This window comes from Pseudomonas sp. GW823-FHT02C02, from assembly GCF_058797635.1.
Genome location: NZ_JBXAJV010000020.1, coordinates 47,525 through 61,901, shown reverse-complemented (window position 1 = coordinate 61,901; position 14,377 = coordinate 47,525). Strand labels below are relative to the sequence as shown.

The window sequence follows — 14,377 nt, the reverse complement described above, 5'->3', positions numbered from 1 at the left end:
CAAGCTCCCTCGCTACAGGGGGGGATGGTCAAGCGTGGAGGCGGACCCAGACGGTGACGAGGACGGTGGCAGCCATCAGCCACGCCACTGCCGCGATGGCGAGCGACGCTTCTAGCCGCATCCGGTCGACCATCACGTACAACGTCGCCAGGTAAACGAAGTACGGAATGATCGACCACATCCCGAACACGATGGTGGTCTTTAAATCCTCCAGCGAACGCCCCTTGCCGACGATGTAATGCGCAATCAGCGCAAAGGTCGGAAACAGCGGCACCAGGCCTGCGATGTAATAGTTTCGGGTCTTGGCCAGTGCGGCGAGGATGACGACCACCGCCGCACCCAGCGCTGCTTTGAGGATCAGGTCCATCAGTGGCTCAGCCCGTATTTCTTCACTTTGTCGAACAGCGTGGTCTTGGCCATTCCCAGTTCCAGGCTGGCCTGGGTCAGGTTGCCGCCGCTGCGTTGCAAGGCGTCGCTGAGCAGGTTGCGTTCGAACGCTTCCACTGCTTCGGCGAAGGCCAGACCCTGATTGCTGCCACTGGTGCCGGATTTCTTGAAGGCCGGCAGGCCAAGGGCAAAACGCTCGGCGACGTTGCGCAGTTCGCGCACGTTGCCCGGCCAGTCGTGGCTCATCAGGTTCGACAGGGTCTGGTTGTCCAGTTCCGGCACGGCGCGGTCGAAGCGCAGGGACGACTGCTGCAGGAAGTGTTCGAACAGTTGCAGGATGTCTTCGCGACGTTCGCGCAACGGCGGCAATTCGAGGGTCACCACGTTCAAGCGGTAATACAGGTCGCTACGAAACTCGCCGGCCTTGCTCGACTCGTCGAGGTCGGACTTGGTCGCGGCAATCACCCGGCAATCCACGGCCACGCTCTGGTTCGAGCCCAGGCGTTCGAGGGTGCGCTCCTGCAACACCCGCAGCAGTTTGATCTGCAAGGGCAGGGGCATGCTTTCGACTTCATCCAGGAACAGCGTGCCGCCGTCGGCGTGTTCGATCTTGCCGATCCGTCGTTTACCGGCGCCGGTGAACGCGTTGGCTTCATGGCCGAAGATCTCGCTTTCGAACAGGTTCTCCGGCAGGCCGCCGCAGTTCAGCGCGACGAATTGCTTGGTGTGGCGGCGACTGAAGTCGTGCAGGCAGCGCGCAACCAATTCCTTGCCGGTGCCGGTTTCGCCTTCGATCAGCACGTTGGCCGAGGTATCGGCGACGTTGGCGATCAGTTCGCGCAGGTTCTGCATGGCCGGCGAGCGGCCGATGATCCGACCTTCGAGGGAATCGCGCTCCGCCAGTTGCCGGCGCAACGAAGACACTTCCCGGGCCAGGCTGCGTTGCTCCAGCGCGCGGCGGGCGACGTCCACCAGGCGTTCCGGGGAGAAAGGTTTCTCCATGAAGTCATAGGCGCCTTTCTGCATTGCGCCGACGGCCATGGTGATGTCGCCGTGGCCGGTGATCAGCACCACCGGCAAGCTACGATCGCGCGCCTTGAGCCGGGTCAGCAGTTCCAGGCCGTCGATGCCCGGCAGACGGATGTCGCTGATGACGATGCCGGCAAAATTGTCGCCAACCCGCTCCAGCGCTTCTTCGGCGCTGCCAACTCCCACGCAGGGAATGTCTTCCAGGGTCAGCGCCTGTTGGCAGCCGAGCAGCACATGGGGGTCGTCTTCGACGATCAGCACACTAAGGTCGTTGTTCATATTGGCTCGGCGTGAGTGGGGCTTACCAACGGTAAACTGAGGACGAAGGTGGTGCCACCGCTGGCCGGGTGTTCGACACCCAGGTGCCCGCCGGTGGCGGCGGCCAGGCTGGCGGATAGTGTCAGGCCCAGGCCCAGGCCTTGTTCGCCGGGTTTGGTGGTGAAGAACGGTTCGAACAAATGCTTGCGTGCTTCGGCGTCGATACCGTGGCCGTTGTCGCGCACGCGCAGGCGATATTTGCCATCAAATGCTTCGCCTTCCAGCCACAACTCGGGCAACGGTTGTGCCTGCATGGCATCGAGGGCATTGCCGATCAGGTTGACCAGGATCTGCTCGAGACGGGTCTGGTCGATCTGCACCTGCACGTCTTTGAAGTCACGATGCAGTTGCAGATGGACACTTTCCACGCGACCTCCCAGCAGTTGCAACGCGGCATCTACCGCTTTGCCAAGGCACGCCTGGCCCTTGTCGTCACCGCGACGGGCGAAGGAGCGCAGGCTGGCGGTGATCCGGCCCATGCGGTCGATCAATTCGTTGATGGTCTTCAGGTTGGTGCTGGCCACGTCCAGTTGACCGCGCTCGAGAAAGCGCACGGTATTGCCGGACAAGGTGCGCAGCGCCGCCAGCGGCTGGTTCAGTTCGTGGGCGATGCTGGTCGACATCTGGCCGATAGCGGCGAGTTTTCCGGCCTGCACCAGCTCATCCTGGGCGCGGCGCAACGTCTCTTCAGCCTGACGCCGTTCGCGGATCTGCCCCTTGAGGCGTTCGTTGCTGGCGCGCAGGTCCGTGGTGCGTTCGGTAATCCGACGCTCCAGTTGATTATTGGCTTGCTGCAGGGCTTCACGGGCGGCGAGGCGGGTGGCGATCACCTTGCGCCGCTCGTTCCAGGCAATCAGCAGGAACGCCACCAGGGCAAACGCCACTGCCACCAGAATCCCTTGATTGATCGCTTCACGGCGCAAATCCTGGAGCGGCGTGAGCAGGGTGAAGTTCCACGGGGTGTCGCTCAGGGGGCGGGTCTGCGAGAGGTAGCTGATGTCCTCTTCGTCTGACTCCACTTCACTGTTGGCGGGGAAGGTCAGTTTTTCTTCACCTTCGGCCAGTTTTTCCCGGGCCAGTGGCTGCAATTCGTTCAGCGGGAACCAGTAGTACTGCAGGCTGCGGGCCAGTTTTTCCTTGGTTTCTTCGCTCAACGGAACCACCGATTTGAGCCGTCGCGCGGGATCGCTGGACAGAATGATGATGCCGTTCTCGTCGCTGACAAAGGCTTCGAGGCGCGCACGCTGCCAGCGTTCTTCCATGGCTTCCAGGCGGACTTTGACCACCGCGACGCCGATGATCTTGCCGTGTTCTTCCAGGCCGTGGGCCAGGTAGTAACCGGGTTCGCCGCTGGTGCTGCCGATCCCGTAGAAGCGTCCCGGTTGACCGCGCACGGCGTTCTGGAAATAGGCGCGAAAGGACAGGTCTTCGCCCAGGTAACTGTCGACATCGCGCCAGTTGCTGGTGGCCATGACGCGGCCGGTGGTGTCCATCACGTAGATGGCCCGACTGCGGCTGCGCCGGTTCAGGCCTTCGAGGTAATCATTGACCGTCTGCCGGTGTTCCGGTGACGGGTCGGCCAGCAGTTTTGAAACACTGGATTCAAGTTCCAGCAGGCTGGGCAGGTAGGTGTACTTGCTGATCTCGCTCTCGACGGCGCGGGCGTGCAGTTCAAGCTGACGCTGGCCGTTCTCGCTGAGGCTGCGAATCCCGTAGTGCTCACTGACCCAGAAGCCGAGGTAACCCAATCCGATCATCAGGGCGATGACCAGGGGGGGCAGGAACAGATGGCGAATCAGACGGGGTTTCACGGCGAGTGATGGCGGCGCAGCGCGATAGAGAGTGGGGTCGCATTTCATCACAGATGCCTTGGGTCAACCACAACACTTACTTGTAAATCGCCGCGGACCCTTGTGGGAGCGAGCCTGCTCGCGAAGGCGGCGGATCAGCCAAGGTCGATGTTGACTGTTAAGCCGTCTTCGCGAGCAGGCTCGCTCCCACAGGGGGGCGGTGGTAGAACTTAGTGCTGCAGAATCTTGTTAAGGAAGTGCTGTGTACGCTCGGCGCGGTGGGTGATATCGCCGAAGAAGTCCTCTTTCTTGCAGTCTTCGATGATTTTGCCCTGGTCCATGAAAATCACGCGATCCGCCACTTTGCGGGCAAAGCCCATTTCGTGGGTCACGCACATCATGGTCATGCCTTCGTGGGCCAGTTGCACCATCACGTCGAGCACTTCGTTGACCATTTCAGGGTCCAGCGCCGAGGTCGGTTCGTCGAACAGCATGACGATCGGGTCCATCGCCAGCGCACGGGCAATTGCCACACGCTGTTGCTGGCCACCGGAGAGCTGGCCCGGGTGCTTGTGGGCATGAGCCGAGAGGCCAACGCGCTCAAGCAGTTGCAGGCCTTTCTTGGTGGCTTCTTCCTTGCTGCGGCCCAACACCTTGATCTGCGCAATGGTCAGGTTTTCGGTGATGGTCAGGTGCGGGAACAGTTCGAAATGCTGGAACACCATGCCGACGCGCGAACGCAGTTTCGGCAGGTCGGTCTTCGGGTCGGCGATGGACGTGCCATCGACCACCACGTCGCCTTTCTGGAACGGTTCCAGGGCGTTGACGCATTTGATCAGGGTGGATTTGCCGGAACCGGACGGCCCGCACACCACGATCACTTCGCCTTTTTTGACCTCGGTGCTGCAATCAGTCAGTACCTGGAAGTCGCCATACCACTTGTTGACTTGCTTGATAGAGATCATACGGCAAACCTTTTTTGCAGACGCTTGACCAGCAGCGAGGCGGCAAAGCTGATTGTGAAGTACGTGAGACCTGCAAAGATCAGGAACTCATTGGAGCGACCGATGATGTCGCCACTGGCACGGGAAGCATTGAGGAAGTCCACCAGGCCGACCGCGTAGACCAGCGAAGTGTCCTGGAACAGGATGATGCTCTGTTGCAGCAGCAGCGGGGTCATCTTGCGGAACGCTTGCGGCAGGATGATCAAACGCATCATCTGGCCATACGTCATGCCCAAAGCCTGGGCAGCCCCCATCTGGCCCTTGGGAATCGACTGCACGCCGGCCCGGACGATTTCGCAGAAGTACGCCGCTTCGAACATCATGAAGGCCACGATGCAGGAGGCGAACGCGCCGATCGGGGTGTCTTCGCCGGTGATCCAGCGCAGCACGAACGGCACCGCCAGGTAGAACCAGGTGATGACCAGCAGCAGCGGGATCGAACGGAAATAGTTGACGTAGGCGCCAGCCAGGTTCGACAGCAGTTTGCTGTGGGACAGACGGCACAGCGCAAGGATGGTGCCGAGGATGATCCCGCCGACGACGCCCAGCGCCATCAGTTGCAGGGTCATGACCATGCCGTTCCACAAGCCTGGCAGGGACGGGACGATACCCGAGAAGTCGAATTCCATCATTTACCCCCTACGGAGATCAGGCCCGGTACGGCGACTTTCTTCTCGACCCCACGCATCAGCAGCATCAGGCTCATGTTCAGGGTGAAGTAGATCAGGGTGGCCAGGGTGAACGCTTCGAACAGGTTGGCGGAGAACTCGGCGGTCTGTTTGGTCTGCGCGAGCAACTCCATCAGGCCGATCAGCGACGCCACGGAGGAGTTCTTGAACACGTTCAGGAATTCCGAGGTCAGCGGCGGAATGATGATCCGGTAGGCCTGGGGCAGCAGCACGTTCCAGTAGATCTGCGGCAGTTTGAAACCCATGGCGCGAGCGGCGGCTTCCTGGCCGCGAGGCAGCGCCTGGATGCCGGTACGCACTTGTTCGCATACACGAGCAGCGGTGAACAGGCCCAGGCAAACGACGACGCTGAGGAAAGCCGAGGTGGTCGGGTTCAGGTCCTGTTTGTACCAGTCCTGCAGGTTTTGCGGCAGCAGATCGGGTACCAGGAAGTACCAGATGAACAGCTGAACCAGCAGCGGCACATTACGGAAGAGTTCGACGTAGCAGGTCGCGATGCCCGATACGATGCGATTCGGCACGGTGCGCATGACACCCAGAATCGAGCCCAACAGCAGCGCGATGATCCAGGCGGCGACGGCGATGGCAATGGTCCAGCCCAAACCGGAGAGGTACCAGTCGAGATAAATCTCACTGCCCACGCCGGTGGACTTGAAGAACACGCTCCAGTCCCAGTTGTAATTCATTAGGGTCTCCCCTCAGATCGTTCGATGTACAAGTGCCCGCCTGGGGAAGCTCCGTTCCCGCCCGACTCTGATGGTCAGGCACACACGAGCGGCTCGACAGCCACCGGTTCGAGTGTTTCCAAAAATGCCAGCAGGGAGTGACTATCCCCTGAAAGGGCAGTGGCCCTCTCAGGAGATAAGGTTAGTCAGAATTCAGGACTTTTTTTCTACAGGCTTGTCGTCAGCCGCTTTATCGGTCGGATTGGCGATCAGGGCCTTGAGCTCGTCGCTCATCGGGAAGTTCAGGTTCAGGCCTTTAGGCGGGATTGGCTGCATGAACCATTTTTCGTAGATCTTGTTGATCTCGCCCGAAGCGTAGGTTGCCTTGATGGCGTCATCCACCGCCTTCTTGAACGGCTCGTCGCCTTTGCGAACCATGCAGCCGTAGATCTCGTAGGACTGTGGAGTACCGGTCACGGCCCAGTCATCCGCCTTCTTGGCTTTGGCTGCTTCACCGGCCAGCAAGGCGTCGTCCATCATGAAAGCCACGGCGCGGCCGGTTTCCAGCATCTGGAAGGATTCGCCATGGTCTTTGGCGGAGATGACGTTCATGCCCATCTGCTTGTCGGCGTTCATCGACTTGAGGATGCGCTCGGACGTGGTGCCCGCGGTAGTCACGACGTTTTTGCCTTTCAGGTCGCCGAAGTCCTTGTAAGCGGAGTCTTTCTTGGAGAGAAGACGCGTACCGATTTCGAAAATGCCGACGGAGAAGGCAACTTGCTGCTGACGTTCCACGTTGTTGGTGGTGGAACCGCACTCGACGTCCACGGTGCCGTTCTGCACCAGCGGGATACGGGTTTGCGAGGTCACGAGGTTGTATTTGACCTGGAGGTTGGGCATGTCCAGGTCTTTCTTGATGGCTTCGACGATTTTCAGCTGGATATCGTGGGAGTAGCCGACCGGTTTGCCGGAAGCATCAGCGATATAGGAAAACGGGATGGAAGCGTCACGATGCCCGAGGGTGATCACACCGGACTCTTTGATCTTCTTCAGTGTGCCGGTGAGTTCGGCAGCGAAAACTGGAGTGCTAATCAGAGCGGCAGCAATGGCTGCGCCCAGGATATGGGGAACGATGCGCATCAAATTTTCCTCGACATTGTTTTTTTTATGGAGCCAGTTCATCGGCCCTTTTGTGCTTCGAATGCCTGACGGCTCCTGAAGTGGGTGCACAAGAGACATTCGTCCAAGAGTGTAGAGCATGACTCGTGCCAGGCCAGGCGAGTCAAATCAAGTTATTGATTTATAAAGGGATTAAATATTTATGGCGTTCTTTTTTTGTGAAGGATAATCCGGTTAACCGAATCGACCGACAGGTCGTGTTCGGAAAACCGAATAGTGTTTGGGGCTGCCAGCTGATTATCGAAAATCAGCTTTCCTGGCTTAGCGGCGTTTCATGCAGGTAGATCCACTGGGCGTTGCGGTGATGCAGGTCAATGATCGCCACCGAAACCCTTGAGCTTTCGCGCTGGTCGAGGCGATGGGTTTCCTTGTAGCGGATCGCCACGCTGTGGCCTTCCTGCCAGACCGTTTGCAGGTCGCTGATGATGATCTCCAGACCTGGCTTGGCGCCGATTGCACCCTTGAACATCTGTTCGACCGTCGCCCGGCTGACGACGGCGGCCGAGGTGGCGACCAAGGTGAAGTGCTCGGCGAACGCCGACATCAGCGGCTCGATCATGGCCTGTCCCTGACCGTTTGCATCGGAGAACAGGGTTTGAATCAACTCGTGCACGTGATGAACGCTGTGGTGCGCCTGTTCAACTATTTTGTTGTGCATGACAGTCCTTTTGAATGTTCAACTGACTCAGTTGAAAGAGTGGAAACAGGCCCACCAGCGCGGCGATGGCGAAGGTCGCGTGATAGGCCTGGGTGGTATCGAAGTGCTTCAAGAGCAGGTTGAAAACCATCAGGAACAGGGCGGCACCGATGCTGAATGACATCTGTCGGTTGATGTTCCAGATGACACTGGCCTTGTGCGTGTCATTGCCCTCGAAGTCCATCAGCGATGTGGTTTGTGCGGTGTTGGCACCGATGCCACCGCCAATCCCCATCAAGCTGTAGGCGATGACTATTACCCAGAGGTCCGAGGGATCGTGGACCAATAACAGGGTGGCGATGCCGGCGCTGTGCAACAGCATGCCGAGGGCAAACAACCGCTTGGCGCCCATCCGGTTGTAGGTCCGGCCACAGATCAGCATCGCGATGAACGCGCCGATGGCGTAGAGGATCATGAACATCCCTGTCAGTCGGGCGCTGAAGTGCAGGGTGTTTTGCAGGAAGAAGATGCTCATCAGGTTGACCCCCGTGAACACACCGGGAATCGCGTAATAGATAAAGATGGAGGTGCTGAGTTTTTTGCTTTTGAGCAGGCTCAGTTCAATGATCGGGTTTTTGCAGCGGCGGTAGTGCAGCCCGTACAGCAGGACAAACGTAACGCCGGCCGTGACGAAGAGGGCGGCCACCCAGGCCGGAGCGTCGCCGCCATACAACGACATGCCCATCAACAGGCTGCCGAGTGCGGCGCTGACCAGCAGCAAACCCTTGATGTCGGGCCGGGGCAAGCTTGTCGGCCGCGCTTCGTTGATCCAGAACCAGGACAGCAAAGCCGCGATCAGCGAGAACGGGATGTTGCTGTAGAACACCCAGCGCCAGGAACTGCTGTCGACGATGATGCCGCCGATGGTCGGTGAAATGGCGGGCGCTATCAGGGCAACAGCCATGACCAACGTGGATATTTTCGCCCGCTGCTCACCCTTGAACAGGTTGAATGTCAGTGCCTGGCCGACTGGAATCAACAGACCGCCGCCCATCCCCTGGACGAAGCGCCAGATCACCAGCTCGTTGAAACTGTCGGCCAGCCCGCACATCCACACGGAGGCTGTGAACAGGATCATCGAGGCGGTGAGGATTTCCCGACTGCCAAAACGACCGGCCAGCCAGGTGCTGACCGGGATGATCAGTGTCAGCCCCAGAATATAAGCGTTAGCCACCCAGGCAACGTCTGAAGTACTAACGTGCAGCGCCGCCGATAGAGTCGGTAGTGCGACCGCCGATATAAAGATGTTAATGCAGTCTATAAAAAAGCCGATGAGAAATATCAGTGCAACTTTGTAGCGATAGGTCATGTTGTTTCCCCTTTGTCGCAAAGCATAGGGGCGATGGACTTGAACTGTCGATACGACTATCCTTGAAACAGTGTTTGACGGGATTGAACAGTGAGCTCTATTGCTATGCACACTCATCTTAATCGGGTACAGACATTTCTGGCGGTGGTCGATTTTGGTTCTTACACCAAGGCCGCCAATTACCTGAATATCAGCAAAGCCATGGCCAGCCTGCATGTCAAGGCGCTGGAGGATGTGCTGTCCGCGACGTTGTTGATTCGAAATACCCGAAATATCTCCCTCACGGAAATAGGTCAGGATTTTTATGAATCGTTCAAAGGTATTGTCGGGGACATCGATAGTGCCTTCGATAATGTATTGAAAGGTCATAATCGTGTCACCGGCAAGTTGCGGTTCAGTTCCACCATAGAATACGGCGAGGCTTATATCCTTCCGTTGATACCGCAATTTATAGAGCGCTATCCGGAAATAAAACTTTGCTATGACTTTAACTCTTCACTCAATGATCTGGTGGCGGAAAAGTTAGACCTGGTTATTCGTCTGGGCAACTTGGCAGACTCGGCTTTCAAGAGCCGTAAGCTGGCGGATTATGAAATTGTCCTGGTGGCTACGCAGACGTTCCTTGCGCGTCACCCGGTGCAAACGCCTCAGGACCTGAACTCGGTGCCGTGGATCGCCAACAGCAACCTGCAGGCACCGACCCAGTGGACGTTGCGTCATCCGCAATCAGGGGCTGTCGAGATCAACGGGATCAATCAGTTTGAATCCAACTCTTCCACGGCCATTCGCTCCATGACGGTGTCGTCGCTGGGCGTCTCGGTGCTGCCCGCCTGGGTGGTCAAGGACGACATCGCCAGCGAGCGGCTGATTCGCCTGTTGCCCGACTATTCGCTGCCCTCGCAGTCCGTCAACGTGGTGTTTCCCAACAGCCCGCATTTGCCCCACAAAACGAGGGCGTTCATTGATTTCCTGTTGCTGCATCTGGCGCAATGAGCGCCTGCAAAAAAGCCCCTGAATCGTCGGATTCAGGGGCTTTCATTTAAACGGATGGCGATCAGGCCGCTTCGATCTTGCTGCGGTTCTGCTCGACCTTGCTCAGGTAATCCACCAGTTTCTGCTGTTCCGCCGGGGTAGTGAACAAGCCCAATTTGCTGCGGCGCCACAGAATGTCATGGGCGGTGGTTGCCCACTCTTCGCTGCACAGGTAATCGACTTCGCGGGTGTAGAGACCGCCGCCGATGTGGTCGCCCAGGTCGTTGAGGTTCTGCACGCCTTCCATCATGCGCCAGGTGCGGCTGCCATAGGTGGTTGCCCAGCGGCGTGAGATTTCAGTCGGAACCCAGTCGAACTTGTCGCGAATCAGCGAGCTCAGCGCCTGCGGGGTGGTCATGTCTTCGCCGCCCGGCAGGGTGGCGCTGGCAGTCCAGCTTGGCTTGATGTGCGTGAAGTACGGCGCCAATTGTGCCAGCGCCGACTCGGCCAGTTTGCGGTAGGTGGTCAGCTTGCCGCCGAACACCGACAGCAACGGCGCTTCTTCGCCAGTGCCCGAGAGCGCCAGGGTGTAGTCGCGGGTGACGGCTGACGGGTTGTCGGATTCGTCGTTGCACAGCGGACGGACACCGGAATAGCTGTGCAGGATATCGTCGCGGCTGATCTGCTTCTTGAAGTGGGCGTTGACCACTTTCAGCAGGTAATCGGTTTCGCCTTCGGTGATCGCCACTTTGGCCGGATCGCCGGTGTACTCGCGGTCGGTGGTGCCGATCAGGGTGAAGTGATTGAGGTACGGAATGGTGAAGACGATGCGCTGATCTTCGTTTTGCAGAATGTGCGCGTGTTCGCCTTCATACAGTTTTGGCACGATCAGGTGGCTACCCTGAATCAGGCGAATGCCGTAGGGCGATTCCATCTTCAGGTCATCACGAATGAACTTGGCGACCCAAGGGCCGGCGGCGTTCACCAGCGCTTTGGCGCGGATCGAAAACAGGCTGCCGTCGGCGCGTTCCAGGTGCAGATGCCACAGGCCCTTGGTACGACGGGCGCTGACGCAGCGGGTCTGGGTGTGAACGTGGGCGCCTTTCTCGCGGGCAGCCATGGCGTTCAGCACCACCAGGCGCGCATCGTCGACCCAGCAATCGGAGTATTCGAAGCCTTTGGTGATTTCGCTTTTCAGCGGGCTGTCCGGACCGAACTTCAGGCTTTTCGAGCCTTCGAGTTTTTCCCGCTTGCCGAGGTTGTCATACAGGAACAGGCCGGCGCGGATCATCCAGGCTGGACGCAGGTGCGGACGGTGCGGCAACACGAAGCGCATTTGCTTGACGATGTGCGGCGCCTTGGCCAGCAGCACTTCGCGTTCGGCGAGGGCTTCGCGTACCAGGCGGAATTCGTAATGTTCGAGGTAGCGCAAGCCGCCGTGGATCAGCTTGCTGCTGGCCGACGAAGTGTGGCTGGCCAGGTCATCTTTTTCGCAAAGGAACACCGAAAGGCCGCGACCGGCGGCATCCGCTGCGATCCCAACGCCATTGATCCCACCACCGATGACGGCGATGTCGTAGACCTCAGCGAGAGGGGGCGTAGGCAAGGTAGAAGTGGGCATCGGCTGGCCTCGGGCTCTTTTGATTTTCTGTATTGGAATTCGAACATTAATGTTCATTTGCGAAAATGGTAGCCCATAAAGCCGCCCACAGCCAGTCAACTTCGATTGAAAATACTGATCGAAGGACCGAAAAAGGAAAATATACGAACATTAAATGAGGGGGGTGGAGGCTTTTGTGGCGAGGGAGCTTGCTCAGCAGACGCAAATCAGTCGACACGCTCTTCCTGAAATACAACGATTACCGGTTTCAGGGCTGCTTCGCAGCCCAGCGGGAGCAAGCTCCCTCGCCACAAGGGAGCGCGCTGTTTGGAGAGGGTTAAACGACTTCCAGCCGAATCTTGTGCTGACTCAGCAGTTGCGCCAGCGCCGGCGAAGGTTGTTGGTCGGTGACCAGGCAATCAATCAGGCTGATCGGCCCCAGGCGAATCATGGCGTTGCGCCCGAATTTGCTGGAGTCGGCCGCCAGAATGACCTTCCGGGCGTTGGCGATGATCGCCTGGGATACCCGCACTTCCTGATAATCGAAGTCCAGCAGGCTGCCGTCTTCATCGATACCGCTGATGCCGACCAAGGCAAAGTCGACTTTGAACTGGTTGATGAAATCGACACTCGCCTGGCCGACCACGCCACCGTCGCGCCGCACATTGCCGCCCGTCAGCAGAACGTCGAAGTCGTCCTTGGCGCTGAGCATCGAGGCCACGTGCAGGTTGTTGGTGATGATTTTCAAGTGGTTGTGGTTGAGCAGCGCCCGGGCAATCGATTCGGTGGTAGTACCGATATTGATGAACAGCGAGGCGTGATCCGGGATCTGAGCCGCAATGGCTTCACCGATACGCTGCTTCTCATCGCGCATCTGGTCGGCGCGCATGGCGTAGGCGGTGTTCTCGACACTGGAATCGTAGGCTGCGCCGCCATGGTAGCGACGCAACAAATTGGCTTCCGCGAGCTGATTGATATCGCGGCGGATGGTTTGCGGTGTAACGACGAACAGCGTAGCCATTTCCTCGATGCTGACATAGCCGCGTTCGCGGACCAGTTCGAGGATTTGCTGCTGACGGGGAGGCAGATTCATGGGGCTTCCTTTGGCTGCCGTGCAAAATTTGCCCATGATGCCGCAGGAATCTGCTCCCTACCAGTTACATACCGATACGAGTACTCAGGTTGGCTTATTCAGCGCCTTCATGTGGTTCCCAGTCGCGGGTGCGGCTGACGGCTTTTTTCCAGCCGGCGTAGAGTTTTTCCTTGGCGGTTTCGTCCAGGGTCGGTTCGAATTCGCGTTCGATCACCGCCTTGCCGCGCAGCTCATCCAGGCTGCCCCAGAAGCCACACGCCAGGCCGGCCAGGTAAGCGGCGCCCAGTGCAGTGGTTTCGCGCATTTGCGGACGCTCGACCTGAGTGCCGAGGATGTCGGCCTGGAACTGCATCAGGAAATTGTTCGCAACCGCGCCGCCGTCCACGCGCAGGGATTTCAGACGTTCGCCGGAATCCTGTTGCATGGCGTCCAGCACGTCGCGGGTCTGGTAGGCAATCGACTCCAGGGCTGCACGAATAATGTGATCCACACGCACGCCGCGGGTCAGGCCGAACAGGGCGCCACGGGCATACGGGTCCCAGTAAGGCGCGCCGAGGCCGGTGAAGGCTGGCACCAGGTACACGCCGTTGCTGTCCTTGACCTTGTTGGCGAAGTATTCGGTGTCGTGGGCGTCGTTGATGATCTTCAGTTCGTCACGCAACCACTGAACGGTCGAACCACCGTTGAACACCGCGCCCTCCAGTGCGTAAGCCACTTCGCCGCGCGGGCCGCAAGCGATGGTGGTGAGCATGCCGTGCTTGGATTTCACGGCTTTGTCGCCCGTGTTCATCAGCAGGAAGCAGCCGGTGCCGTAGGTGTTTTTCGCCTGGCCTGGCTCGACGCACATCTGGCCGAACAGGGCGGCCTGCTGGTCGCCGGCAATACCGCCGATGGCGATGCCGCTTTTGGTGTGGCCGTAGATTTCGGACGAAGATTTAACTTCCGGCAGCATCTCGCGCGGAATATCCAGTATCTCCAGCATCTTCGTGTCCCACTCAAGCGTGTGGATGTTGAAGAGCATGGTGCGCGAGGCGTTGGTGTAGTCGGTGACGTGGACCTTGCCGCCGGTAAATTTCCAGATCAGCCAGCTGTCGACGGTCCCGAACAGCAGTTCGCCGTTGCGCGCACGCTCGCGGCTGCCTTCGACGTTGTCGAGGATCCACTTGAGCTTGGTGCCGGAGAAGTACGGGTCGGTGACCAGGCCGGTGGTCTCGCTGATGTATTGCTCGTGGCCGTCGCGTTTGAGCTGCTGGCAAATCTCGGTGCTGCGGCGGCACTGCCAGACGATCGCGTTGTAGATCGGGCGGCCGGTGGTCTTGTCCCAGACCACGGTGGTTTCGCGCTGGTTGGTGATGCCGATGGCCGCGACCTGGTCGTGATGCAGGCCGGCTTGAGCCAGGGCTTCGACCATCACGGCGCTTTGGGTGGCGAAGATTTCCATCGGGTCGTGTTCGACCCAACCGGCTTGCGGGTAATGCTGGACGAATTCGCGCTGGGCGGTGCAGACCACGTTCGCGTCGCGGTCGAAAATGATCGCGCGGGAGCTGGTCGTACCCTGATCGAGGGCAATGATGTAGTTCTTATTCTGAATGTCGGTCATGTCGATTGCCTTGGACGAAAAAAGGAAGAGAGGTCCGGCGCGTGA

Annotated in this window: 13 protein-coding genes; 1 reads left to right on the top strand and 12 read right to left on the bottom strand. The window is 58.9% G+C overall.

The window, feature by feature from the left end; genetic code table 11:
* Positions 1 to 28 precede the first annotated feature (28 nt).
* The 9 genes from AC1ROI_RS28250 to AC1ROI_RS28210 all read right to left on the bottom strand — a co-directional run bounded on the left by AC1ROI_RS28250 (position 29) and on the right by AC1ROI_RS28210 (position 9,067).
* Positions 29 to 358, bottom strand: coding sequence for a GlpM family protein (locus tag AC1ROI_RS28250; protein ID WP_169857921.1), 330 nt, complete (start codon positions 356 to 358; stop codon positions 29 to 31).
* Between the two features lie 8 nt (positions 359 to 366).
* Positions 367 to 1,695, bottom strand: a complete 1,329-nt coding sequence (gene aauR / locus AC1ROI_RS28245) for a two-component response regulator AauR (protein WP_102594570.1) — start codon at positions 1,693 to 1,695, stop codon at positions 367 to 369.
* Positions 1,692 to 3,593 (bottom strand): two-component sensor histidine kinase AauS, encoded by a 1,902-nt coding sequence (aauS, locus tag AC1ROI_RS28240; protein ID WP_102594571.1) that lies wholly within the window; start codon positions 3,591 to 3,593, stop codon positions 1,692 to 1,694. The genes aauR and aauS overlap by 4 nt, the downstream gene beginning before the upstream one ends.
* A 161-nt stretch (positions 3,594 to 3,754) precedes the next feature.
* Positions 3,755 to 4,489: an amino acid ABC transporter ATP-binding protein gene (locus tag AC1ROI_RS28235; protein WP_102594572.1), complete on the bottom strand. Its 735-nt coding sequence runs from the start codon at positions 4,487 to 4,489 to the stop codon at positions 3,755 to 3,757.
* Positions 4,486 to 5,157, bottom strand: coding sequence for an amino acid ABC transporter permease (locus AC1ROI_RS28230; RefSeq protein WP_010457704.1), 672 nt, complete (start codon positions 5,155 to 5,157; stop codon positions 4,486 to 4,488). Before AC1ROI_RS28230 ends, AC1ROI_RS28235 begins: the two co-directional genes overlap by 4 nt.
* Positions 5,157 to 5,903, bottom strand: a complete 747-nt coding sequence (locus AC1ROI_RS28225) for an amino acid ABC transporter permease (RefSeq protein ID WP_010457703.1) — start codon at positions 5,901 to 5,903, stop codon at positions 5,157 to 5,159. The genes AC1ROI_RS28230 and AC1ROI_RS28225 overlap by 1 nt, the downstream gene beginning before the upstream one ends.
* Before the next feature lie 192 nt (positions 5,904 to 6,095).
* Complete coding sequence (locus AC1ROI_RS28220) at positions 6,096 to 7,022, bottom strand: glutamate/aspartate ABC transporter substrate-binding protein (protein WP_042933025.1); 927 nt, start codon at positions 7,020 to 7,022, stop codon at positions 6,096 to 6,098.
* Between the two features lie 286 nt (positions 7,023 to 7,308).
* Complete coding sequence (locus tag AC1ROI_RS28215) at positions 7,309 to 7,719, bottom strand: DUF4440 domain-containing protein (RefSeq protein ID WP_102594573.1); 411 nt, start codon at positions 7,717 to 7,719, stop codon at positions 7,309 to 7,311.
* Positions 7,700 to 9,067 carry an MFS transporter gene (locus AC1ROI_RS28210; protein ID WP_102594574.1) on the bottom strand — a complete coding sequence of 456 codons (1,368 nt, stop codon included), beginning with the start codon at positions 9,065 to 9,067 and terminating at the stop codon, positions 7,700 to 7,702. The genes AC1ROI_RS28215 and AC1ROI_RS28210 overlap by 20 nt, the downstream gene beginning before the upstream one ends.
* A 105-nt stretch (positions 9,068 to 9,172) precedes the next feature.
* On the opposite strand from AC1ROI_RS28210, the gene AC1ROI_RS28205 reads away from it, so the two are divergent.
* Positions 9,173 to 10,060: a LysR family transcriptional regulator gene (locus tag AC1ROI_RS28205; RefSeq protein ID WP_102594575.1), complete on the top strand. Its 888-nt coding sequence runs from the start codon at positions 9,173 to 9,175 to the stop codon at positions 10,058 to 10,060.
* Positions 10,061 to 10,121: 61 nt separating this feature from the next.
* Here the strand turns inward: AC1ROI_RS28205 and glpD are convergent, their stop codons facing one another.
* The 3 genes from glpD to glpK form a co-directional block, all read right to left on the bottom strand.
* A complete protein-coding gene (gene glpD, locus AC1ROI_RS28200) occupies positions 10,122 to 11,660 on the bottom strand; it encodes a glycerol-3-phosphate dehydrogenase (RefSeq protein WP_010457698.1) in 1,539 nt (512 codons plus the stop codon).
* A gap of 316 nt (positions 11,661 to 11,976) precedes the next feature.
* Positions 11,977 to 12,732 (bottom strand): DeoR/GlpR family transcriptional regulator, encoded by a 756-nt coding sequence (locus AC1ROI_RS28195; protein ID WP_010457697.1) that lies wholly within the window; start codon positions 12,730 to 12,732, stop codon positions 11,977 to 11,979.
* Positions 12,733 to 12,826: 94 nt separating this feature from the next.
* The gene (glpK, locus tag AC1ROI_RS28190; protein WP_077749900.1) at positions 12,827 to 14,332 is read right to left on the bottom strand and encodes a glycerol kinase GlpK; all 1,506 of its coding nucleotides are present in this window, start codon (positions 14,330 to 14,332) and stop codon (positions 12,827 to 12,829) included.
* Positions 14,333 to 14,377 lie beyond the last annotated feature (45 nt).